The sequence below is a fragment of the Curtobacterium aurantiacum genome (genome assembly GCF_018598555.1).
Taxonomy (GTDB): Bacteria; Actinomycetota; Actinomycetes; order Actinomycetales; family Microbacteriaceae; genus Curtobacterium; species Curtobacterium aurantiacum.
This window is the reverse complement of the sequence record NZ_JAHEWN010000012.1, coordinates 60,025-82,961: the sequence shown is the minus strand read 5'-3', so window position 1 is coordinate 82,961 and position 22,937 is coordinate 60,025. Positions and strand designations below refer to the sequence as shown.

Sequence of the window (22,937 nt, the reverse complement as noted above, 5' to 3'; positions counted from 1 at the left end):
GTACTCCCTGTGTTCGGGGTCGAATGTGGTGGTCAGTCCTCGCCCATGGCCGCTCGGCGCGCGGCGTTCTGACGGTCGAGCTGACCGCCCTTGACGAAGCAGAAGACCCACAGCGCCAGGAACACCACGGCGACCGCGAACATGAACGGTTCGATGAACCCGGTGGCGAGGATGGCCGCCTGCAGCAGCCACCCGAACCATACACCGGCCGGGTTGCCCGTCAGGCGTGAGGCCGCTGCGAGGACGATGATCGCGCCGATGCCGCCGCCGAAGGCCACGGCGGGCGGCAGCGTGCCCTTCCCGAACACGACGAGCATCGGGAAGAAGAACATGATCGCTTCGAGCACCAGGGCGATCGACAGCAGGCTCTCCTGTGCCCCGCGTGGGCGGCGCGGCTTCCGGGTGCGCGGTGTGCGTCCCGGCCGGGAGGCACGGGGTGCGTCCGTCACTTCGCCTCGCCTTCCCGGTGCACGAGGTCCATGACCGCGCCCACCATCACGATGGAGCCCGCGACGAGCACGAGGGCGTCCTCGGCGTCGGCCTCGTCGGCCAGGTCGCGTGCCTGCTGCAGGGCGGACGCCAGCGCCGGCTCGACCACGACCCGGTCGACGCCGACCTCGTCGATGACGACCCGGGCGAACTCGTCCGCGTCGAGTGCGCGGTCCCCCGGCGGCTGCGTGACGACGAAGATGGCGACGGTGTCCTTGAGCGCGCGGATGAACCCGCGGGCGTCCTTGTCGCCGAGGATCCCGACGACGCCGACGACGTGCTCCGACGGGAAGGCCACCGGCAGCGCCTCGGCGAGGGCCTTCGCACCGTGCGGGTTGTGCGCGGCGTCGACGACGACGGTCGGGTCGGTCGCGATGGGCTGCAGGCGACCGGGGCTGGTCGTGCCGGCGATGCCCTCGGACAGGACGTCCTCGTCGAGGGCCTGGGCCCCGCGGCCGAGGAACGACTCGACCGCTGCGATGGCCACGGCGGCGTTGTCGGCCTGGTGCCGGCCGAACAGCGGCAGGAACAGGTCGTCGTAGCGGCCGGCGATGCCCTGCACGGTGATGAGCTGTCCGCCCACGGCCGGGGTGACGTCGACGACCCTGAATCCCGTCCCTTCGACGGCCAGGGTGGACTCGGTGAGCTCGGCCGCGCGCTCGAGTTCGGCGAGGGCCTCGGGGACCTGCCGGCTCGACACCACGGCGGACGACGGCTTCACGATCCCCGACTTGGTGCGGGCGATCTCGGCGACCGTGGCTCCGAGCTGCTTCGCGTGGTCGATGGCGATCGGCGTGAACACCGACACCTGGCTCTGCACGACGTTGGTGGAGTCCCACTCGCCGCCCATCCCGACCTCGATCACGGCGACGTCGACGGGGGCCTCGGCGAAGCACGCCAGCGCGAGCACGGTGAGCGCCTCGAAGAACGTCAGCGGGGGTTCGCCCTTGTCGGCGAGCTCGCGGTCGGTGATCTCGAGCACCGGGGCGATGTCGTCCCAGTTCTCGACGAACCGGTCGGCCGCGATCGGCTGGCCGTCGACGACGATGCGCTCCCGGATGGACACCAGGTGCGGGCTCGTCATCAGGCCGGTGCGCAGACCGTGGGCCCGGACGATGCTCTCGATGGTCCGCGCGGTCGACGTCTTGCCGTTCGTCCCCGTCACGTGGATCACCGGGTACGCCAGGTGCGGGTCGCCGAGCAGCTCGACGGCGCGGCGGGTGGCGGTCAGCCGGCGCTCGGGGGCCTGTTCGCCGATGCGGGCGTACAGGGCGGCCTCGACGCGGCGGACCTCGTCGTCGTCGCCGCCGTAGGGCACGGCATCGGCAGGACCGTCTCCGGAGGGGCCGACCGGGATCCGGATGCCGTCCTCGTCGCGACCGTCCAGGTCGTCGTGTCCGACGAACTCCTCGTTCGCCTCGTGGTCGTCGTACTGGTCGTCGTCACTCATGCGCGTGCTACCTCCACGGATACCTTCGCACCGTCACCGACGTCGGTGGTGGTGTCGTCCGCCCCGAGGGGCACGATCTCGACGCTCGTCGCCAGGGTCTCCCCGGCGATGAGCTCCTGGTGCGCGCGGACCGCGCCGTCGGCCGTGTCGTCCACCCGGAGGGTCAGGGCGATGCGGTCGCTGACGTCGAGGTCGGCGTCGCGGCGGGCCTGCTGGACGGCGCGGACGACGTCACGGGCGAGCCCCTCGGCCTCGAGCTCGGGCGTCGTCACGGTGTCGAGCACGACGAAGCCGCCCTCGTCGAGGAACGCCACGGCCACCGAGGCGTCGGCCACGGTGAGGTCGAGCGAGTACTCGCCCTCGATCAGGTCGACGCCGCCGACGGTCACGCCGGAGTCGGTCGCGGTCCAGTCGCCCTTCTTGGCGGCCGGGATCACCTGCTGCACCTGCTTGCCGATGCGGGGGCCGGCGACGCGGGCGTTCACGGTGAGCTTCCGCTCGATGCCGTACTGCGCCAGCGACTCCTCGGCCTGCGTCTCGAGCACCACGCGCTTGACGTTGAGCTCGTCGCGCAGGATGTCGGCGAACGGTTCGACCGCGGCCGGGTCCGGCACCACCAGGGTCAGCGTGGCGAGGGGCAGCCGGACGCGCTTGCCGGTGGCCTTGCGGAGCGCCAGGCCCTTCGAGGCGACGTCGCGCACGCGGTCCATCGCGTCGACGAGGGCGTCGTCGGCGGGGAACTCGTCGGGGTCCGGGAAGTCCGTCAGGTGGACGCTGCGCCCACCGGTCAGGCCCTTCCAGATCTCCTCGGTGACGAGCGGCGCGAGCGGTGCGGCGACCCGGGTCAGGGTCTCGAGCACGGTGTACAGCGTGTCGAACGCCGCACGGGTCTCGGCACCGGCGTCCGCGTCGGCCCCGGTCCAGAACTTGTCACGCGAGCGGCGGACGTACCAGTTCGTCAGCACGTCGGCGAAGTCGCGGACGGCCTGGGCCGCGAGCGGGGTGTCGAGCGCGTCGAGGTGCGCCCGGACGTCGGTGACGAGCACCCGGGTCTTCGCCAGCAGGTACCGGTCGAGCACGTCGGTCGAGTCGGTCCGGCGCTCGGCCCGGTAGCCGTCGGGACCCGAGGCGTTCGCGTACAGGGTGAAGAAGTAGTACGTCGACCACAGCGGCAGCATGAACTCGCGGACGCCCTGGCGGATGCCCTCTTCGGTGACGACGAGGTTGCCGCCGCGGATCACCGACGAGGACATCAGGAACCAGCGCATGGCGTCGGCGCCGTCGCGGTCGAAGACCTCGGACACGTCCGGGTAGTTCCGGAGCGACTTCGACATCTTCTGGCCGTCCGAGCCGAGGACGATGCCGTGGCTGATGACGTTCTGGAACGCCGGCCGGTCGAACAGCGCGGTGGAGAGCACGTGCATGACGTAGAACCAGCCACGCGTCTGCCCGATGTACTCGACGATGAAGTCGGCCGGGCTGTGCGACTCGAACCACTCCCGGTTCTCGAACGGGTAGTGCACCTGGGCGTACGGCATCGAGCCGGAGTCGAACCACACGTCGAACACGTCGGTGATCCGGCGCATCGTCGACCCGCCCGTGGGGTCGTCGGGGTTCGGCCGCGTCAGGTCGTCGATGAACGGGCGGTGCAGGTCCACTTCGCCCTCGGCGTTCACCGGCAGGCGACCGAAGTCGCGCTCGATGTCGGCGAGCGAGCCGTAGACGTCGGTGCGCGGGTACTCGGGGTCGTCGGACTGCCACACCGGGATCGGCGTGCCGAAGTAGCGGTTGCGCGAGACCGACCAGTCGATGGCGTTGCCGACCCACTTGCCGAACTGGCCGTCCTTGACGTTGTCCGGCACCCAGTTGATGTCCTGGTTGAGCTGGCCCATGCGGTCGCGGAGTTCGGTGACGCGGACGAACCACGACGAGACGGCCTTGTAGATGAGGGGCTTCCGGCACCGCCAGCAGTGCGGGTAGCTGTGCTCGTAGGACGCCTGGCGGAGCAGTCGCCCGGCGTCGCGGACGGCCTTCGTCAGCGGCTTGTTCGCGTCCGACCAGAGCATGCCGGCGACCTCGCCGAACTGCGACGTGAAGACGCCGCCCTCGTCGAGGGACAGCACGACGGGGATGCCGGCGGCGGCGCAGACCTCTTGGTCGTCGGCACCGTAGGCCGGGGCCTGGTGCACGATGCCGGTGCCCTCACCGGTCTCGACGTACTCGGCGACCAGCACACGCCACGCGTTCTCGTAGCCTTCGGCGTCGGCCAGGAAGTCGAACAGGCGCTCGTACTCGACGCCGTCGAGCTCGGCGCCCGTCAGCGTGCGAGCGACGGCGGCGAGCGCCTCGTCACCCGAGGCGTAACCGAGCTCCTTCGCGTGCGCGGCCACGGTGTCGGACGCGAGCAGGTAGGAGACGGACCCGGCGTCGGCACCGTCAGCCGCGCCTCCAGGCCCGGCCGGGACGACCGCGTACGCGATCGCCGGTCCGACTGCCAACGCGGCGTTCGTCGGCAGGGTCCATGGGGTCGTCGTCCAGGCGAGCGCCCGCACACCGGTCAGGTCGAGCGCCGCAGCGCGGTCGCCGTGCAGCGGGAACGCCACCGTGACGGACTGGTCCTGGCGCATCTTGTAGACGTCGTCGTCCATGCGCAGCTCGTGGTTGGACAGCGGCGTCTGGTCGTTCCAGCAGTACGGCAGGACCCGGAAGCCCTCGTACGCCAGGCCCTTGTCCCAGAGCTGCTTCCACGCCCAGAGCACGCTCTCCATGAAGGTGACGTCGAGGGTCTTGTAGTCGTCCTCGAAGTCGACCCAGCGCGCCTGGCGGGTGACGTACTCCTGCCATTCGTCGGTGTACTGCAGCACGGACTTCTTGGCGGCGGCGTTGAAGACGTCGATGCCCATCGCGTCGATCTCGTGCTTCTCGGTGATGCCGAGCTGGCGCATCGCCTCGAGCTCGGCGGGCAGGCCGTGGGTGTCCCAGCCGAAGCGGCGGTGCACCTGCTTGCCGCGCATGGTCTGGTAGCGCGGGAAGACGTCCTTGGCGTAGCCGGTCAGCAGGTGCCCGTAGTGCGGCAGGCCGTTGGCGAAGGGCGGGCCGTCGTAGAAGGTCCACTCCGGGCAGCCCTGTCGCGCGTCGATGGACGCCTGGAACGTGTCGTCGCGCTTCCAGAAGGCGAGGATGCCCCGCTCGACGGCGGGGAAGCTCGGCGAGGGGACGACGCCATCGGCATCGGCGTTCAACGGGTACGGCACCGGGACTCCTTGTGGGTTCGCTCGATCTCCACGAGGACGAAAAGCAGGTTCCGCGGTACCACCTCGTTTGCCGCCCAACGTGCGCTGTGCGACCACTCTGTGTCGGGGGTGGTGACGGTCCCGAACCCGCCCGGTTCTACTGACGGAGGCGCTGGTGCGCTCCGCGTTCTTCCGGAAGCTCCCCGGTGATGGCCGGATCGACGCTCTTGGAAGACGACTTTACCGGACGGGAGCATGCTTGAGCGATGCCCGCAGCAGAACGCCCCGAGTCACTCGTCACCGTCCTGATCGCGTTCGGGGCGAACCTGCTCGTCGCGATCGCGAAGACGATCGCCTCGCTCGTCTCGGGTTCGGCCTCGATGGTGGCCGAGGCGGCGCACTCGTGGGCGGACACCGGCAACGAGGTGTTCCTGCTCGTCGCCGAACGACGGGGAGGCAAGCAGCGGGACATCGCGCACCCGCTCGGGTACGGACGCGAGACCTACATCTGGTCGATGTTCGCCGCGTTCGGCCTGTTCACGGCGGGCGCGATCGTCTCGATCTACCACGGCATCTCGGAGTTCGGCGACACCGGACCGGCCGAGGACGTCGTGCTCAACTACGTCGTGCTCGGGGTCGCGTTCCTGCTCGAGGGCACGAGCTTCCTGCAGGCGTACCGGCAGGCGCACGGTGCCGCGACCAAGCGGAGGGTGCCGGTGCTGCGGCACGTGCTGCAGTCGTCGAACCCGACGCTCCGTGCGGTGTTCGCCGAGGACGCCGCGGCGCTGATCGGCCTGGTCGTGGCGTTCCTCGGGGTGTTCCTGCACCAGGTCACGGGGCTCGCGGTCTTCGACGCGCTCGGCTCCATCGCGATCGGTGTGCTGCTCGGCGTCGTCGCGATCGTCCTGATCGACCGCAACCGCCGGTTCCTGCTCGGCGAGAGCACGTCCCCCGAGCTCGAGAACGCGGTCCTCGTCGAGCTGCTGGGCCGGCCGCAGGTCGAGCGGGTCACCTACCTGCACCTGGAGTTCGTCGGGCCGTCGCGGGTGTACCTCGTCGCGGCCGTCGACCTGACCGGCAACGAGACCGAGGCGCACGTCGCGGTGCGGTTGCGCGAGGTGGAGCAGTCGCTCGAGGACAGCCCCTACATCGAGGAGGCCGTCCTCACCCTGAGCTACCCGGGCGACGAGTCCCTGGTGCCGACCGACGGCGACGTGCCCGAGGTCGTGCGGGACGGCACGGCCTCGGACGTGGCGTCCGGTGGTGCGGGGACCCTGCGCACGGAGTGAGCGTCGACTGGGTGGGTGCCGGCGGCGGGGTCCGTGTCGCAAGACGCCGGCGTGTTGGTCTGACGCCGCCACGTGCCCGCGACGCCGCCGCATCCGGCGGCGTCTCGTCGGCGAGGCGGCGTCGCGAGAAGACGACGGCGTGTTCTGTGAGCGACCGACCGGCGGACGGGAGGCGCGGTGCCAGGCCGCCACGGGCCTCCCGTCCGCCGCCCGTCACGTCCACCGCCCCGCACGCGGCTCGGGGGACGCCGGCGTGTCAGCAAGACGTCGCCACGTGCTCGAGACGCCGCCTTATTCGGCGGCGTCTCGCTGACGAGGCGGCGTCCTGCGAAGACGCCGGCGCGTCAGCGGGCGTCGAGGCCCGCGACCACCGGGGTGAGCGCTGCCGCGACGTACTCGACGAGCGCACGGCGGCCGACCCCGTCGGTCACCCACACCCCGAACGCGGCGGCGGCGGCCCCGAGCATCGCGCCGGACACCGTCTGCGGCCAGATCGAGCGCGGCTGCTCCCCCGTGCGGCCCGCGACGAACGCCGCGACGGCCTCGTGCTGCGCCGTCACCCGCACCGCGACGCCCGCCACCAGCTCCGGCCCGATCCCCATCACCTCGGCCTGCGCCACTGCCCACGGCACCCGCTCGGGGTCGTGGGCCCGGGCGGCGGCGAGGAGCGCCTGTTCGACGGCCCGAACGACGCTCGGCTCGGTCGAGGCGGCGAGGTACCCGGGCAGCCCGGCCACGGCGGCGTCGAGCTCGAGCCACATCACGTCGGCCTTCGCCGGGAAGTAGTTGAAGAACGTCGCGCGGCTGACCCCGGCGCGGGCGGCGATCTGGTCGACCGTGGTGCGTCCGTACCCCTGCTCGAGGAACAGCTCGGCGGCGGCGTCCGCGAGCACCTCGGCGCTCGAGCGTCGGGGGCGGCCACCGCGGCGGATCGGTTCGTCCATGGGCCCCAGTAAACCGCTAGACTCGGTCAGCCATGATCTTGGACTCAGTACAGAAAACCCTCACCGCAGTCGCGGGCGCCTCGGCGGTCCTGCTCGTCCTGGCTGCCTGCAGCGGACCGGGCACGAGCACCGGGAGCAGCACCCCGGTCGCGGGCGGGACGCTCACCTACGCCTCCGGCGACGCCGAACCGACCTGCCTCGACCCGCACGTCGGCGGCAACTACCCGCAGGCGCTCCTGGCGACGCAGTACATCGAGGAGCTCGTCGGGCTCGAGGACGGCAAGCCGACACCCGAACTCGCGACGAAGTGGACCACGAGCGACGACGGGAAGACCCTGACGTTCACCCTGCGTGACGACGTCTCGTTCACCGACGGCACCCCGTTCGACGCCGCCGCGGTCGTGGCGAACATCGCGCACGTGCAGGACCCGGCCACCGCTTCGAGCACCGGCTACCTGGCGCTGCAGTCCATCACGAAGGCGACCGCCACCGACGAGCACACCGTCACGCTGACGCTGAGCCGGCCGGACAGCGCGCTGCTCGAGTCCTTCTCGCAGCCCTGGGTGGGCATGGAGTCCCCGAAGGCGCTCGAACGGAAGCAGGCGACGAACTGCGAGTCCCCCGTCGGCACCGGCCCCTTCGAGGTCACCGGCTGGAAGCACGGCGACCGCGTCACCCTGACGAAGAACACCGACTACTGGGGAACGACGAAGCCGCGCCTGTCCGGCATCACGTGGCGGTTCCTGCCGGACTCGACGTCGCGCTACGCCGCGCTGCAGTCGGGTCAGGTCGACGTCATCGACAACGCCCAGCCCGACCAGCTCAAGGCCGCGTCGGCGAAGGGCACGATCCGCGACCTGGACGCCCCGCGTCCCGGTGCGTCGAACCGGCTCGAGCTGAACTCCGGTCACGGCGTGTTCCGCGACCAGGCGGTGCGCCAGGCCTTCATCGCCGGCGCCGAGATCGACCCCGGCCTGCAGTCGCTGTTCCTCGGCACCGCGAAGCGCTCGTACTCGGCACTCTCGAGCGCTGAGCCGCTCGCGTACTCGGAGAAGAGCCGGTTCGACTACTCCCCCACCAAGGCGAAGCAGCTCCTGGACGACGCCGGGTGGAAGGTCGGCTCGGACGGCATCCGCGAGAAGGACGGCCAGCAGCTCACCGTGACGTTCCCCGTCTCGACGAACCAGTCGGTGCCGGCCGAGCGCAGCCTGTTCCAGCAGATCCAGGCGTCCGAGAAGGCCGTCGGGTTCAAGGTGGTGCTCGACGAGCTCGACCTCTCCAGCTGGTACGCGGCCCTCGCGGCGAACGAGTACGACGTCGTCAGCGCCCCGTACACGAAGGTCGGCCCCGACGTCCTGCGCATCCTGTACGACAGCGCGAGCATCGAACCGGCACCGTCCGGCTACTTCGCCAACCTCGCCCAGCTCGACGACCCCGCGCTCGACCGGCTGCTCGAGCAGGCTGCCCGCACGTCGGACGCCGACGAGCGCGCCGACCTGTACGAGCAGGCGCAGAAGGCGATCCTGGCGAGCGACACCGTGCTCCCCCTGTACGACCAGCAGAACCACTTCCTGGTGCGCTCGGCCGTGCACGGCATCCGGACGACCCCGGTCTCGACGCCCTGGTTCGGCACCGCCTGGATCGACCGCTGACCCGGATGCGATGGGTCTGGTGGGCCGTCCGGCGGCTCGCCGGCGGCATCGGCGTGCTCTGGGCCGTCGCGACGATCGTCTTCGTCGCGATCCGGCTCATCCCCGGTGACCCGGCGCTCGCGATCCTCGGCGGCCCGGGCTCGCAGGCCTCGGCCGAGGCCGTCGCCCAGGTCCGCCACGAGTACGGCCTCGACCAGCCGGTGCTGGTGCAGTACGCGGTGTTCCTCGGCCGCCTGGCGACCGGGCAGCTCGGCGACTCGTACGCCTTCCGCACCCCGGTCGCGACGCTCCTCGCCCAGCAGCTGCCCGTCACGCTGACGCTCGCGGTCGCCGGCCTCGTCGTCGCCTGGGTGCTGGCGATCGTCGCCGCCTGGGCATCGACGCAGCGCGGCCGCGTCGCCGCCGGGCTCACCAGCGCCCTGAGCGTCACCGCGAGCGTGATGCCGCACTTCTGGCTCGGCAGCGTGCTCATCGTCGTGTTCGCCAGTGCCCTGGGATGGGTGCCGGCGGTCAGCGACGGCACCGTCCGGGGATGGGTCCTGCCGGTGCTGACCGTGGCCGTGCCGGTCGCCGGGTACCTCGCCGAGACCGTGCGCGACGGGGTCGTGGACGCACAGCGCTCGGCCTTCGCCCTCGCCGCCCGCGGTCGGGGCGAGACCCGCCTGGGCCTGTTCGGACGGCACCTGCTCCGGCACGCCGCCCTGCCCGGGATCGCGCTGTCCGCCTGGGCGTTCGGGTCGCTCGTCTCCGGAGCCGTGGTCGTCGAGTCGGTGTTCGCCCTGCCCGGGATCGGCCGTGCACTGGTGACTGCCGTCACCCAGCGGGACATGCCGCTCGTCGCCGGCATCGCGATGGTGTCGGCGGCCGCGTACGTCGTCGTGCTGGCAGTCGCCGACCTCGTGGAGCGCGTCGTCGACCCGCGCACGTCAGCGGGCAGCGGCGCACGGACCGGCACCGCGCGAGGCGGCAGCGCGCGACGCCGTGGACCCGGCAGACCGGCGGGCGCACGGTGAGCGGGATCGCCGACCCGGGCCTCCAGACCGGAGCACCCGGTCACCCGACCGGAGCACCCGGCGACCAGACCGCCGCCGGCACCGAGCGCGTCCGTGGGGGGACGCTCGGCGTCGGCGGCATCGCCGCGGGGGTGGTCGTCCTGGTCGCCGTGGTCGCGGCGGCCTGGCCCGCCCTGCTCGGCGGGGGCGACCCGCTCGCGGTCCACCCGGCCGAGGCCCTGCTCGCCCCGAGCGGCGCGCACCCGTTCGGCACCGACGAGTCCGGCCGCGACGTCCTGGCACGGGTGGTCGCGGGGACCCGCGCGTCGCTCGTCGTGGGCGTCGCCGCGACCCTGATCGGTGGCGGCGTGGGCGTCCTGCTCGGCGTCGTGGCCGGGCTCGGTGCCGGGGTCGGACGACTCGGACGCCTGCTCGACGCCGTCATCGGCCGCGTCACCGAGGTCGCGTTCGCCCTGCCGTTGCTGCTCGTGGCCCTGGTCGTGATCGCCGTGACCGGCCCGGGTCCGGTGCCCGCGGTGCTCGCCGTCGGGTTCGCCACCGCTCCCGGGTACGCCCGGATCGTGCGCGGCCTGGTCCGGGCCGCACGGAGTTCGCAGGTGGTCGAGACCGCGGTGCTGCTCGGCCGCTCCCCCGCCCGGACCGTCGTCCGGCACGTGCTGCCGACGGCGCTCTGGCCCGTCGTCGCCGTCGCCACGCTGGGGGTCGGGCAGGCCGTCGTGTGGGCGTCGGCCCTGAGCTACCTCGGCGTCGGCACACCACCGCCCGCACCGGAGTGGGGCGCGATGCTCGCCGACGGCCGTACGTACCTGCAGACCGCGCCCTGGATGAGCACGTTCCCCGGGCTCGCGATCGTGGTGCTCGCGACCGCCGTCACCGTGCTCGGTCGGGCGATCCGACGGACGGGAGCGGCCCGGTGAGCGCCGTCCTCGACGTCCGCGGGCTCACCGTCGCCATCGCCGGCACCGCGATCGTGCACGGGGTCGACCTGCGCGTCGACGCCGGTGAGTGCGTCGCCCTGGTCGGTGCCTCCGGCTCCGGCAAGACCGTCACCGCCCGTGCCGTGCTGGGCCTGTCCGCGCCCGGCGCCGCCGTGCACGCCGACGCGTTCGAGGTCGACGGGGTCGACGTCCGCGGGTACCCGGACCGGCGGTGGCGTCGGCTGCGGGGATCGCGGGTCGGCTACGTCGGCCAGGAGGCCCTGGGCGCGTTGGACCCGTTGCGCCCCGTCGGGCGCGAGGTCGCCGACACCCTCCGCCTGCACACCGGGATGGGTACGGCCGAGCGCGTGGACGCCGTGCGTGATGCCCTCGCCGCGGTGGGCCTCGACCCGGACATCGCGACCGACGGTCGGCTCGCCGGCACACTGTCGGGCGGGATGCGGCAGCGCGCCCTCATCGCCGCGGCGACCGTCGGATCCCCCGCGCTGCTGGTCGCCGACGAGCCGACGACGGCGCTCGACGCCGGGGTCGCCGTCACCGTCATGGAGCAGCTGCGGGCGTCGCAGACACGGGGTGCCGGACTGCTCGTCATCACGCATGACCTGGGGCTCGTCGCCGGGTGGGCCGACCGGGTCGCCGTCGTGCACGAGGGCCGGATCGTCGAGCAGGGCGCGGTCGCCGAGGTCTTCGCGGCGCCGCAGCACCCCGCGACGCAGGCGCTGGTGCGCGCGGCCGGTGCTGCCGGGGCCGAGCCGGAGCCACCGCACGGTGCCGATCTTGCCGATCGGTTCGAGGTCGATGGCTCCGTGCAGTCCTCTGACGAGGCACCGAGCGGCCAACCTCGCACCGACCGCATGACTGCGCACCGTGCGCCGATCAGCGACCGCGGCACCGAGCGCGCGACCTCGCACGGTGCGAAGGGCGACGTGCTCGCGGCGCACGGACTCTCACGCGGCTACGACGGAGTGCTCGCGGTCGACGACGTGTCGTTCGGACTCGAGCGCGGCCGGGTGCTCGGGGTGATCGGCGCCTCGGGGTCGGGCAAGACGACCCTGGCGCGGATGCTCCTCGGGCTCGAAACGCCCGACGCCGGCACGGTCACGCTCGACGGCGAGCCCTGGATCCCGCTGCACGAGCGCGATCGACGCCCCCGACGGCACCGGGTGTCGGCCGTCGTGCAGGACCCCGGCGCGACGTTCGACGAGCGGTGGAGCGTCGAGCGGGTCCTCGCCGACGCGTTCTCGCGCGGTGACGAACGGCGGGCACGCGGTGCGCTCGGTGGCCGGGTCGACGCGGCGCTCCGGCAGGTCGACCTCGACCCGGCGCTCCGCTCGCGTTCCCCGCGCACCCTGTCCGGCGGACAACGGCAACGGCTCGCGATCGCCCGCGCGCTGGCGACCGCCCCCGAGGTGATCGTGCTCGACGAACCCGTCACCGCCCTCGACGCCACGGTGCAGGACGCGGTGCTGCGGCTGCTCGAACGGCTCCGCGACGAGACCGGGGTGGCGATGGTGTTCGTGTCGCACGACCTCCGGGCGGTGCGGCGGATGGCCGACGAGGTGCTCGTCGTGCACCGGGGCGCGGTCGTCGAGCACGGCCCCGCCGCCGAGGTCTTCGCGCGCCCGGCCCACCCGGTGACCGCGCGGCTGCTGCACGCCGCGGAGCGGCTGGCCGCCGGGTCCGCCGCCGACGCGGCGGCCGACCTCACGGGCTGAGCGACAGTCCACGCGCGCTCGCGCCCGTGAACTGTCGCTGCGCGCGAAACGCAGCCACAGCTCGAGAACTGACTGGAGGCCCGGCGCGCGTCCGTGACGGACGTGCACCGGGCCTCCAGGCCGGGGTTGCCGCGGGGCGGCCCCGTGGTCAGGAGCCGGACGGCTCCTTCTGGGCGGCGTCGGCCGAGATGATCGGGATCTCGCTCGTCGAGAACTCCTTCGCCCAGTCGGACTGCGCGAGCTCCGACGTCGGGTCGTTGTAGTCCTCGATGACGCCGGCGACCTCGTCCTCGGAGCCGACCGTCGGGCCGGAGCCCATGAGCGGGCTCGCGGCGGTCTCCTTGGTGAAGTACACCGCGACCAGGCCGATCACGGCGGCGAGCATCAGGTAGAAGGCGGGGATGTCCTCGGCCCAGCCGTACCCGGCGTCCTTCGCGGCGTTGATGAGCGCGGCGGTCGCGAGCGGGGTGGTCCCACCGAAGAGCGACACCGAGACGTTGAACGCGATCGCCAGGGCGCCGTAGCGGATGATCGTCGGGAACAGCGCGGGCAGCGTCGAGGGCATGGTCGAGGTGAACGTGACCAGCACGACGCCGAGGATCAGCAGCCCGGCGAAGACGCCGACGCCGGTGCCGGTCTGGACCAGCTTGAGGGCCGGCCAGGACAGCAGGATGAAGCCGATGCAGCCGGCGGCGAGCACCGGACGGCGACCGAACTTGTCGGACAGTCGGCCACCGAAGGTGATGACGACCATCATGAGCAGCATCACGATGACGATCAGGATGAGGCCGAACGTGGCGTTCTGGCCGAGGTTCTGCTCGAGGTAGGTCGGCATGTACGACAGCAGCATGTAGTCGGTCACGTTGAAGACCAGGACCAGGCCGATGCAGATGATGAGCGAGCGCCAGTTCTCGGCGAAGAGCTTGATGAAGGGGGTCTTCTGCCCCTCGCGCTCGGCGGCCTGCTCCTGCTGCTTCTGGAACGCCGGGGTCTCCTCGAGCTTGAGGCGCAGGTAGAGACCGATCAGGCCGAGGGGGCCCGCGATGATGAACGGGATGCGCCAGCCCCAGCTGAGCAGGGCGTCCTCGGAGAGGCCGAACTGCAGGCCGGTGACGATCGAGGCACCGAGGACGTAGCCGGCGAGGGTGCCGAACTCGAGCCAGGAGCCCATGAACCCGCGGCGCTTGTCCGGCGAGTACTCGGCGATGAAGGTCGCGGCGCCGCCGTACTCACCACCGGTCGAGAAGCCCTGCACGAAGCGGGCGACGAGCAGCAGGACCGGGGCCCAGAAGCCGATCGTGTCGTACGACGGGATCAGACCGATCATCAGCGTGCCGGCGGCCATCAGGATCATCGTCAGCGCGAGGACCTTCTGCCGGCCGATCTTGTCGCCGATCGGGCCGAACACGGCACCGCCGATCGGGCGCACGATGAACGCCGCGGCGAAGAAGCCGAACGTGGCGACGATGTTCGCGGCCGGGTCGCCCTGCGGCAGGAACACCTGCGAGATGGTGACCGTCAGGTAGGCGAAGATGCCGAAGTCGAACCACTCCATGGCGTTGCCGAGCGCGGCAGCCGCGACGGCACGCTTGAGCAGCGACTCCTCGACGACGGTGACGTCGTCCTTCGTGAGGTCGCGACGAGCGCGCTTCGCAGCGCCCTTCGTGCGCAACGGCCGATCGCCGTGCGGGTGGGGTGCGTTGTTCGGTGCCAAGTCGTTCCTCCGGGGTGCGGTGCTTCCTTCGGGCGTCCGGCGGACGGCAACGTTGCAGCTCCTGCGAACTCTGCGTTCGCCGGACAAACTCCGACAGACTAGCAGGCCCTTGGCGTGTCCGACAGTTCGGTGTGCTAGGCGCTGGCGGTGGCAGGCCGCGGGCTGCCAGGTCACCCGGCTCCGGACGCGTGCACGGCCGCTACGATTGGGGCACCGCGCGTCAGGCGCGGAACACTCAGGCACCTCATCACGGACTCGGTGCCGCACACACGTACGGAAGGCACACCCATGACCAAGCCCATGCCCGAGAAGCCGAGCGTCGACGGACTGGAGCAGGTCTGGGGGCCCGTCTGGGAGCAGGACGGCACCTACCGCTTCGACCGCGACGCCGCCGGTCACCGCGACGCCGTCTGGTCGATCGACACCCCGCCGCCCACCGCGTCCGGCTCGCTGCACATCGGCCACGTGTTCTCGTACACGCACACCGACCTCAAGGCCCGGTTCGAGCGGATGCGCGGCAAGCACGTGTTCTACCCGATGGGCTGGGACGACAACGGTCTGCCCACCGAGCGGCGCGTGCAGAACTACTACGGCGTCCGCTGCGACCCGACCCTGCCGTACGACCCCGACTTCACGCCGCCGTTCGAGGGGGGCGACGGCAAGTCCTCGAAGGCCGCCGACCAGCTGCCGGTGTCGCGCCGCAACTTCATCGAGCTGTGCGAGCGCCTGACCGTGCAGGACGAGCAGCAGTTCGAGGAGCTCTTCCGCACGCTCGGCCTGTCGGTCGACTGGACCCAGTCGTACCGCACCATCGACGACACCTCGCGGGCCAGCGCCCAGCGCGCGTTCCTGCGCAACCTCGAGCGCGGCGAGGCCTACCAGGCCGACGCCCCGACCCTGTGGGACGTCACGTTCCGCACCGCGGTCGCGCAGGCCGAGCTCGAGGACAAGGAGATGCCCGGCGCGTACCACGGTATCGCCTTCCACCGCACGGACGGCGGTGACGACGTCGTCATCCAGACCACCCGCCCCGAGCTGCTGCCCGCCTGCGTCGCCCTGGTGGCCCACCCGGACGACGAGCGGTTCCAGGACCTCTTCGGCACCACGGTCCGCTCCCCCCTGTTCGACGTCGAGGTCCCGGTGCTCGCACACCACCTGGCGCAGAAGGACAAGGGCGCCGGCATCGCGATGGTCTGCACCTTCGGTGACACCACCGACGTCGTGTGGTGGCGCGAGCTGCAGCTGCCGAACCGCGCGATCATCGGCTTCGACGGCCGCGTGCGATCGGACGAGCCCGCGTGGATCGAGTCCGCGGAGGGCCAGGAGCTCTACGCCGAGATGGCCGGCAAGACCGTGTTCTCGGCCAAGAAGGTCGTCGTCGACGCGTTGACCGAGTCCGGCGAGCTGATCGGTGACGTCAAGACCATCCAGCACCCGGTGAAGTTCTTCGAGAAGGGCGACAAGCCCCTCGAGATCGTGTCGACCCGCCAGTGGTACATCGTCAACGGTGCGCGCGACGAGCAGCTGAAGAGCACGCTCCGCCAGCGTGGCGAGGAGATCGCGTTCCACCCGGACTTCATGCGCGTCCGCTACGACAACTGGGTCGGTGGCCTGTCCGGCGACTGGCTCATCTCGCGCCAGCGCTTCTTCGGTGTACCGCTGCCGGTCTGGTACCCGCTCGACGCCGACGGCAACCCGGTGTTCGACCAGCCGATCGTGCCGACCGAGGCGCAGCTGCCCGTCGACCCGGCCTCCGAGCCCGCCCCGGGCTTCACCGAGGACCAGCGCGGCGTGCCCGGCGGGTTCCAGGGTGAGCTCGACGTCATGGACACCTGGGCGACCTCGTCGCTGACCCCGCAGCTCGCGGGCAAGTGGGAGACCGACCCGGCGCTCTACGACCTGGTGTACCCGTACGACGTCCGCCCGCAGGCGCAGGACATCATCCGCACGTGGCTCTTCACGACCGTGCTCCGCAGCCAGCTCGAGGCGGACGTGGTGCCGTGGAAGCACGCCTCGATATCCGGCTTCATCGTCGACCCCGACCGCAAGAAGATGTCGAAGTCGAAGGGCAACGTCGTCACGCCGCTGTCGATCCTCGAGCAGCACGGTGCCGACGCGGTCCGCTACTGGGCGGCGTCGTCCAAGCTCGGCACCGACGCGGCCTTCGACCCGCAGAACCCGAAGCAGATCAAGGTCGGCCGTCGTCTGGCGATCAAGGTGCTCAACGCGGCGAAGTTCGTCTACGGCTTCCCGCTGCCCGAGGGCGCGTCGAGCGTCACCGAGGCCCTCGACGTCGACATGCTCGCCGAGCTCGGCGCGGTCGTCGAGCAGGCCACCGCGGCGTTCGACGGGTTCGACCACGCCCGTGCCCTCGAGATCACCGAGCGCTTCTTCTGGACGTTCTGCGACGACTACCTCGAGCTCGTGAAGGAGCGTGCCTACGGCACCGCGTCCGACGCGACACACGAGACGCAGGCGAGCGCGGTGCTGGCGCTGCGCGGCGCGATCGACGTGCTGCTCCGACTGCTGGCACCGTTCCTCCCGTACGCGACCGAGGAGGTGTGGGCCTGGACCCACGACACCAGCGTGCACCGGGCCTCCTGGCCGACCGCGTCCGACCTGCCCACCGACGCGGCCCCCACCGGACTGCTCGCGGCCGTCGGACAGGCGCTCATCGGGATCCGCGGCGCGAAGACGGCGGCGAAGGCGTCCCAGAAGACGCCCGTGACGCGTGCGGTCGTCGCGGCGCCCGCCGAGACGCGGGTGCTCATCGAGCGCGCGGCGGTCGACCTGGCGGCCGTGGGCCGCATCGAGAACCTGTCGTTCGTGGACGGCGACGAGCTCGCCGTCACCGAGATCGAGCTCGCGGAACAGCAGGCGTAACGTCGGCCGTCCGGGCCGGGTCGCGTCGGCGACCCGGCCCGTCAACCACCGGACTGGAGACACGGATGCAGTTGGGCACACGCTGGAACGTGGGTGGGGAGCCGCCTGCGCGACTGCCCGAGGCGATGGTCGTCGCCGTGCGCGAGGTCGAGGACGAGCTCGCGGCGGAGTCGGTCGACACGGGGACGTGGGGCTGGACCCTGACGTTCCTCGAGGGCAAGCCGATCGTCGAGCTCGATGACGGCACCTCGATCCACCTCGACGCGCTCGGGCACGCCCAGGTCACCAACCCGGACGACGCGGGCGAAGAGGACTGAGGCGAGGACGCGCTGCGCGCTGCGCGCTGTTCGTTGGCGTGCAGAAATGGTCGGGTCCCCGGTGGGGACCCGACCATTTCTGCTCACGATGCGGGCGCCCCCACCGGGGAGCGCCCGCGTGATCGCCGAGGGATCAGGACTCGGCGAGCCAGGTGCCGAGGACCTCGTTCACCTCGGCGGTGTGCGTGGTGAGCAGGCCGTGCGGGGCGCCTTCGATCTCGACGTACTTCGCCGCGGGCAGCGCCTGGGTGAAGCGGCGGCCGGTGGCGTCGATGGGCAGGATGTTGTCCGACGTGCCGTGCACGATCAGGGCGGGGACGGTGACCTTCGGGATGTCCTGGCGGAAGTCGGTCGGCCAGGTCAGGGGCGCCGCGGCCGACGCGATCGAGCCGGAGCCGGCCGCGATGTTCCAGGCGTTGCGGACCTGCTCCTCGGAGATGCGGCTGCTGAGGTTCTCCGACAGGTTGAAGAAGTCCTGGTAGAAGTTCGTGAAGTACGCGTAGCGGTCCTTCGCCACATCGGCGGCGACGCCCTCGAAGAACGACATCGGGCCGGCACCGTCCGGGTTGTCGTCGGTGATCGCGAGGAACGGCTCGAGCGAGGCCAGGAACGCGACCTTCGCGATCCGCTCCTCACCGTGGCGGCCGATGTAGCGGGCGATCTCGCCGGTGCCCATCGAGAACCCGACGAGGATCACGTCGCGCAGGTCGAGGGTCTCAAGGAGCATGTTGAGGTCGTCGGCGAAGGTGTCGTAGTCGTAGCCGGTGGACGGCTGCGAGGACTGGCCGAAGCCGCGGCGGTCGTACGTGATGACGCGGTACCCGGCCTCGAGGAGCATCGGGACCTGCCCCTCCCAGGAGTTGCCGTCGAGGGGGAAGCCGTGGATCAGCACGATCGGCTGTCCCTGGCCCTTGTCCTCGTAGTGGAGTTCGATGTCGACGCTGTTCTCGGTTCCGACGGTGATGGCACCCATGATCGTTCCTTCCCTGAGTATCGCGGAGAACGAGCGTTCTCTGCCGATGTGGACTACAGTAGAGAACGCCCGTTCCCGACGCAAGTCGGGAATGGTGAACACTCAGGGAACGGGGTACACACATGGCCACCAGCACCATCGAGCCGGACGTCCGAGCACACATCGTCGAGGTCGCCGACCAGCTCTTCTACACGCGCGGGATCCAGTCCGTGGGGATGGACGAGATCCGCACGGGCGCGGGGGTCTCACTGAAGAAGCTGTACGCCGCGTTCCCCGGCAAGGAGCAGCTCATCGCCGCGGTGCTCGCCGGCCGGCACGACATGTGGGAGCAGGGCGTGCACGGCGCGGTCGAGGCCGCTGCCGGCCCCCGCGACAAGCTGCTCGCGGTCTACGACTTCCTGGAGTCGTGGTTCGGCGACGACACCTTCCGCGGCTGCGGGTTCATCAACGCCTTCGGCGAGCTCGGTGCGACCTCGCCCGCGGTCGCCGAGATCGCGCGCGAGCACAAGGACTCGTTCCAGCGGTTCATCCAGGAGCACACCGCCGAGGTCGTCGCCGACCCGGTCCGTGCCGAGGAGCTCGCGGCCCAGCTCGCGCTGCTCGCCGAGGGCGCCCAGACCACGGCCGCCATCGCCGGCACCACGGCGCCGGCCGCGCAGGCGCGTCGTGCCGCCGAGACCCTGATCGACGCCGCCACGCGCTGACCACGCGACCGCGATGCGGACGGGAGGCCCGTGGCGGTGCCGCCACGGGCCTCCCGTCCGCATGTCGGTCGCGCCGGGCGCGGGTGCGTGTGCCAGCCGGGCCGTTCCGGGCGTTCTCGGGCGTACCTGGTGTTCTCGGGCGTACCGGGTCGGTTGTCCCGACCAGGTACGCCCGATTCCGCTTCCCACGGCGGGCGCGATGGGAAGGAACGGACACGCGCACCCGTGCATAGGGTGGGCAGATGGCAACCCCGTTCGACGTCCCGAGCACCCTCCCCTACGCCCTGCCGCCCTTCGGCGACGTGCGACTCGAGCACTACCGACCGGCCTTCGAGGCCGGCATGGCCGAGCAGCGCGCCGAGGTCGAGGCCATCGCCACCGACCCGCACGCCCCGACGGTCGAGAACACCCTGGTCGCGCTGGAGCGCTCCGGGCAGCTGCTGACCCGTGTCAGCCACGTGTTCTTCACGCTGTCGTCGGCCGACTCGACGCCCGAGCTGCAGGACCTCGAGGCCGAGGTCTCGCCGCTCCTCGCCGCCCACCGCGACGCGATCACGCTCGACTCGCGCCTCTACGCCCGCGTGCAGCAGGTACTCGACGGGGCCGAGGCCGCCGGGTTGACCGGTGAGGCGCTGCGGCTGGTCGAGCGGACCCACGCCGAGATGACCCTGGCCGGAGCCGGCCTCGACGACGCGGGCAAGGAGCGACTGACCGCGATCAACCAGGAGCTCTCGACCCTCACGACGACCTTCGAGCGGAACCTGCTCGAGGACACCAACGACTCCGCCGTGCACGTGACGCGCGAGGACGAGCTCGAGGGCCTGGACGACGGTGCGAAGTCCGCCGCCGCCGGTGCTGCCGCCGACCGTCGGCTGGACGGCTGGCTCATCACGCTGCCGCTCTACACCGGCCACCCGTGGCTGTCGTCCCTGGCGAACCGCGACCTGCGCGAGCGGATCATGCGTGCGTCGCTCGCCCGCGGCAGGTGCGGCAACCAGTACGACAACCGCGACGTGCTGCTGCGGATCGTCCGGCTCCGGGCCGAGCGTGCCGAGCTGCTCGGGTTCCCGAACCACGCCGCCGTGGTCACCGCAGACGAGACCGCGAAGACCCCCGAGGCCGTCGACGGGCTGCTGTCCTCGCTCGTCGGTGCCGCCGCCCGGAACGCCGACGACGAACGGGCGGTCCGATCCCGCACGGTCGGGTTCGACATCGAGTCCTGGGACTGGGCCTACGCCACCGAGATCCTCCGTGGGGAGCAGTTCGCCGCGGACAGCTCGGCTCTGCGCCCGTACTTCGAGGCCGACCGGGTCCTGCACGACGGGGTCTTCCACGCCGCCGGCGCCCTGTACGGTCTGACCTTCACCGAGCGCCCGGACCTGCACGGCTACAACGACGAGGTCCGGGTCTTCGAGGTCACCGGCGACGACGGCGAGCCGGTGGGGCTGTACCTGCTCGACCTCTACACGCGCGACGGCAAGCGCGGTGGCGCGTGGATGAACCCGGTCGTCGAGCAGTCCGAGCTCCTCGGCACCCTGCCCGTCGTGGTCAACAACCTCAACGTCGCGAAGCCGGCCGCCGGCTCTCCCACCCTGCTCATCCAGGACGAGGTCGAGACGCTCTTCCACGAGTTCGGGCACGCCCTGCACGGCCTCATCGCCAGGACCACCTACCCGCGGTTCTCCGGCACGAACGTCGAGCGGGACTTCGTCGAGTTCCCGAGCCAGGTGAACGAGATGTGGGTGTCGTGGCCGTCGGTCCTGGCGAACTACGCGAAGCACCACGAGACCGAGGCTCCCCTGCCGCCGGAGCTCGTCCTGGGGCTCAGCGAGTCCGAGGGCTTCAACGAGGGATTCGGCACGACCGAGTACCTCGCCGCAGCGCTGCTCGACCAGGCGTGGCACCGCTTGTCCGCCGCCGAAGCCGCCGCGGTGACGTCGGTCGAGGACTTCGAGCGAGACGCCCTGGCGGACGCCGGCATCGCGGTCGACGCCGTGCCGCCGCGGTACTCGTCGACGTACTTCGCGCACACGTTCTCGGGCGGGTACGACGCCGGGTACTACGGGTACATCTGGTCGGAGGTGCTCGACGCCGACACGGTGGAGTGGTTCCGCGAGAACGGCGGGCTGGACCGATCGGCGGGCAGGCGGTTCGCGGAACGGCTGCTCGGTGTCGGCGGGGCGAAGGACCCGCTGGAGGCCTACCGGGACTTCCGCGGCCGCGACGCCGAGGTCGGCCCGTTGCTGCGGCGCCGCGGACTGGAGTAGGCGGCGCACGGCACGAACGACGAAGGCCCGCACCGATCACGGTGCGGGCCTTCGCGCTGAGGACGACGAAGCAGGCTACGCCGACTTCTCGACGCGCTTCGCCCGGGGCCGCGGCACGATCGTCGGCGCCGCGTTCTCGAGCACGGACTCGCGGGTGATCACCACGCGGGCGACGTCGTCGTCCGACGGGACGTCGAACATCACCGGGCCGAGCACCTCTTCGAGGATCGCCCGGAGCCCCCGGGCACCCGTCTGACGCAGCACCGCGAGGTCCGCGATGGCCTCGAGCGCACCCTGGTCGAACTCGAGCTCGACACCGTCGATCTGGAACATCCGCTGGTACTGCTTGACCAGCGCGTTCTTCGGCTCGGTCAGGATCTGCATGAGCGCCGCCTGGTCGAGCTGCGACACCGTGGTGACGACGGGCAGACGACCGATGAACTCGGGGATCAGGCCGAACTTGTGCAGGTCTTCCGGCAGCACCTCGGAGTAGAGGTCCTGGTGGTCGGACGCGCTGTGCAGGGGCGCCCCGAAGCCGATCCCGCGCTTGCCGACCCGCGACGACACGATGTCCTCGAGCCCGGCGAACGCACCGGCCACGATGAACAGCACGTTCGTCGTGTCGATCTGGATGAACTCCTGGTGCGGGTGCTTCCGACCGCCCTGCGGCGGGACCGAGGCGACCGTGCCCTCGAGGATCTTGAGCAACGCCTGCTGCACGCCTTCGCCGGAGACGTCGCGGGTGATCGACGGGTTCTCGGCCTTGCGGGCGATCTTGTCGACCTCGTCGATGTAGATGATGCCCGTCTCGGCGCGCTTCACGTCGTAGTCGGCGGCCTGGATGAGCTTGAGGAGGATGTTCTCGACGTCCTCGCCCACGTAGCCGGCCTCGGTCAGGGCGGTGGCATCCGCGACGGCGAACGGCACGTTGAGGCGCTTGGCCAGCGTCTGCGCCAGGTACGTCTTGCCGCAGCCGGTCGGGCCGATGAGCAGGATGTTCGACTTGGCGATCTCGATGTCGTCGCGGTCTTCGGCGGCGGTGATCTGCCCCTGCGCCCGGATGCGCTTGTAGTGGTTGTAGACGGCCACGGCGAGGGCGCGCTTCGCCGGGTCCTGCCCGATGACGTACTCCTGCAGGAAGTCGAAGATCTCGCGAGGCTTCGGCAGTTCGAAGTCACCGCTCGAGGTGTCTTCTCCGGCTTCGGCCAGACGTTCCTCGATGATCTCGTTGCAGAGCTCGACGCACTCGTCGCAGATGTAGACGCCGGGTCCGGCGATCAGCTGCTGGACCTGCTTCTGGCTCTTGCCGCAGAACGAGCACTTGAGGAGATCGCCGCTCTCTCCGATGCGTGCCAT

General features: G+C 71.2%; 16 protein-coding genes. 9 read left to right on the top strand and 7 right to left on the bottom strand.

All coding sequences use genetic code 11. The features are described from left to right. Window positions 1-32: 32 nt before the first annotated feature. The 3 genes from KK087_RS12000 to ileS are packed head-to-tail and all read right to left on the bottom strand — an operon-like array spanning window position 33 to window position 5,193. Window positions 33-449 (bottom strand): DUF4233 domain-containing protein, encoded by a 417-nt coding sequence (locus tag KK087_RS12000; RefSeq protein ID WP_214530450.1) that lies wholly within the window; start codon window positions 447-449, stop codon window positions 33-35. Then, window positions 446-1,939, bottom strand: a complete 1,494-nt coding sequence (locus KK087_RS11995; protein WP_214565550.1) for a bifunctional folylpolyglutamate synthase/dihydrofolate synthase — start codon at window positions 1,937-1,939, stop codon at window positions 446-448. Before KK087_RS11995 ends, KK087_RS12000 begins: the two co-directional genes overlap by 4 nt. After that, a complete protein-coding gene (gene ileS / locus KK087_RS11990) occupies window positions 1,936-5,193 on the bottom strand; it encodes an isoleucine--tRNA ligase (protein WP_214565548.1) in 3,258 nt (1,085 codons plus the stop codon). Before ileS ends, KK087_RS11995 begins: the two co-directional genes overlap by 4 nt. A 245-nt stretch (window positions 5,194-5,438) precedes the next feature. On the opposite strand from ileS, the gene KK087_RS11985 reads away from it, so the two are divergent. Continuing rightward, on the top strand, window positions 5,439-6,461 hold the full coding sequence (locus KK087_RS11985; RefSeq protein WP_214565539.1) for a cation diffusion facilitator family transporter: 1,023 nt from the start codon (window positions 5,439-5,441) through the stop codon (window positions 6,459-6,461). A 344-nt stretch (window positions 6,462-6,805) separates the two neighbouring features. Here KK087_RS11985 and KK087_RS11980 read toward each other — a convergent pair whose 3' ends face one another. Next, a complete protein-coding gene (locus KK087_RS11980; protein WP_214565537.1) occupies window positions 6,806-7,405 on the bottom strand; it encodes an acyl-CoA-like ligand-binding transcription factor in 600 nt (199 codons plus the stop codon). A 32-nt stretch (window positions 7,406-7,437) separates the two neighbouring features. Here KK087_RS11980 and KK087_RS11975 point away from each other — a divergent pair, with 32 nt between their 5' ends. Genes KK087_RS11975 through KK087_RS11960 form a run of 4 tightly spaced genes read left to right on the top strand, consistent with a single transcriptional unit; the run spans window position 7,438 to window position 12,723 of the window. Continuing rightward, window positions 7,438-9,057 carry an ABC transporter substrate-binding protein gene (locus KK087_RS11975; protein WP_214565535.1) on the top strand — a complete coding sequence of 540 codons (1,620 nt, stop codon included), beginning with the start codon at window positions 7,438-7,440 and terminating at the stop codon, window positions 9,055-9,057. Window positions 9,058-9,062: 5 nt separating this feature from the next. Beyond that, window positions 9,063-10,070, top strand: coding sequence for an ABC transporter permease (locus KK087_RS11970; RefSeq protein WP_214530444.1), 1,008 nt, complete (start codon window positions 9,063-9,065; stop codon window positions 10,068-10,070). After that, window positions 10,067-10,987, top strand: a complete 921-nt coding sequence (locus KK087_RS11965) for an ABC transporter permease (RefSeq protein WP_214565533.1) — start codon at window positions 10,067-10,069, stop codon at window positions 10,985-10,987. The genes KK087_RS11970 and KK087_RS11965 overlap by 4 nt, the downstream gene beginning before the upstream one ends. Then, a complete protein-coding gene (locus tag KK087_RS11960) occupies window positions 10,984-12,723 on the top strand; it encodes an ATP-binding cassette domain-containing protein (protein ID WP_214565531.1) in 1,740 nt (579 codons plus the stop codon). The genes KK087_RS11965 and KK087_RS11960 overlap by 4 nt, the downstream gene beginning before the upstream one ends. Window positions 12,724-12,871: 148 nt before the next feature. Here KK087_RS11960 and proP read toward each other — a convergent pair whose 3' ends face one another. Then, the gene (gene proP / locus KK087_RS11955) at window positions 12,872-14,437 is read right to left on the bottom strand and encodes a glycine betaine/L-proline transporter ProP (RefSeq protein WP_250901050.1); all 1,566 of its coding nucleotides are present in this window, start codon (window positions 14,435-14,437) and stop codon (window positions 12,872-12,874) included. Window positions 14,438-14,725: 288 nt separating this feature from the next. Between proP and valS the strand changes: the two genes are divergently transcribed. Together valS and KK087_RS11945 are read left to right on the top strand one after the other, a co-directional pair. Then, on the top strand, window positions 14,726-17,320 hold the full coding sequence (gene valS / locus KK087_RS11950) for a valine--tRNA ligase (protein WP_250901049.1): 2,595 nt from the start codon (window positions 14,726-14,728) through the stop codon (window positions 17,318-17,320). Between the two features lie 65 nt (window positions 17,321-17,385). Next, window positions 17,386-17,637 (top strand): hypothetical protein, encoded by a 252-nt coding sequence (locus KK087_RS11945; protein WP_214530441.1) that lies wholly within the window; start codon window positions 17,386-17,388, stop codon window positions 17,635-17,637. A 133-nt stretch (window positions 17,638-17,770) separates the two neighbouring features. Here the strand turns inward: KK087_RS11945 and KK087_RS11940 are convergent, their stop codons facing one another. Then, on the bottom strand, window positions 17,771-18,610 hold the full coding sequence (locus KK087_RS11940; RefSeq protein ID WP_214565529.1) for an alpha/beta fold hydrolase: 840 nt from the start codon (window positions 18,608-18,610) through the stop codon (window positions 17,771-17,773). Window positions 18,611-18,732: 122 nt separating this feature from the next. On the opposite strand from KK087_RS11940, the gene KK087_RS11935 reads away from it, so the two are divergent. Together KK087_RS11935 and KK087_RS11930 are read left to right on the top strand one after the other, a co-directional pair. Next, window positions 18,733-19,314 (top strand): TetR/AcrR family transcriptional regulator, encoded by a 582-nt coding sequence (locus KK087_RS11935; RefSeq protein ID WP_214530439.1) that lies wholly within the window; start codon window positions 18,733-18,735, stop codon window positions 19,312-19,314. A gap of 242 nt (window positions 19,315-19,556) precedes the next feature. Beyond that, window positions 19,557-21,581: a M3 family metallopeptidase gene (locus tag KK087_RS11930; RefSeq protein ID WP_214565527.1), complete on the top strand. Its 2,025-nt coding sequence runs from the start codon at window positions 19,557-19,559 to the stop codon at window positions 21,579-21,581. A gap of 75 nt (window positions 21,582-21,656) precedes the next feature. Here the strand turns inward: KK087_RS11930 and clpX are convergent, their stop codons facing one another. Beyond that, window positions 21,657-22,937: an ATP-dependent Clp protease ATP-binding subunit ClpX gene (gene clpX, locus KK087_RS11925; RefSeq protein ID WP_111224128.1), complete on the bottom strand. Its 1,281-nt coding sequence runs from the start codon at window positions 22,935-22,937 to the stop codon at window positions 21,657-21,659.

Bases quoted from the DNA above. Each gene is read 5' to 3' on its own strand.
- KK087_RS11995 (WP_214565550.1), bottom strand. From the start codon at position 1,939: ATGAGTGACGACGACCAGTACGACGACCACGAGGCGAACGAGGAGTTC.
- KK087_RS11985 (WP_214565539.1), top strand. From the start codon at position 5,439: ATGCCCGCAGCAGAACGCCCCGAGTCACTCGTCACCGTCCTGATCGCG.
- KK087_RS11980 (WP_214565537.1), bottom strand. From the start codon at position 7,405: ATGGACGAACCGATCCGCCGCGGTGGCCGCCCCCGACGCTCGAGCGCC.
- KK087_RS11975 (WP_214565535.1), top strand. From the start codon at position 7,438: ATGATCTTGGACTCAGTACAGAAAACCCTCACCGCAGTCGCGGGCGCC.
- KK087_RS11970 (WP_214530444.1), top strand. From the start codon at position 9,063: ATGCGATGGGTCTGGTGGGCCGTCCGGCGGCTCGCCGGCGGCATCGGC.
- valS (WP_250901049.1), top strand. From the start codon at position 14,726: ATGACCAAGCCCATGCCCGAGAAGCCGAGCGTCGACGGACTGGAGCAG.
- KK087_RS11945 (WP_214530441.1), top strand. From the start codon at position 17,386: ATGCAGTTGGGCACACGCTGGAACGTGGGTGGGGAGCCGCCTGCGCGA.
- KK087_RS11940 (WP_214565529.1), bottom strand. From the start codon at position 18,610: ATGGGTGCCATCACCGTCGGAACCGAGAACAGCGTCGACATCGAACTC.
- KK087_RS11935 (WP_214530439.1), top strand. From the start codon at position 18,733: ATGGCCACCAGCACCATCGAGCCGGACGTCCGAGCACACATCGTCGAG.
- KK087_RS11930 (WP_214565527.1), top strand. From the start codon at position 19,557: ATGGCAACCCCGTTCGACGTCCCGAGCACCCTCCCCTACGCCCTGCCG.
- clpX (WP_111224128.1), bottom strand. From the start codon at position 22,937: ATGGCACGCATCGGAGAGAGCGGCGATCTCCTCAAGTGCTCGTTCTGC.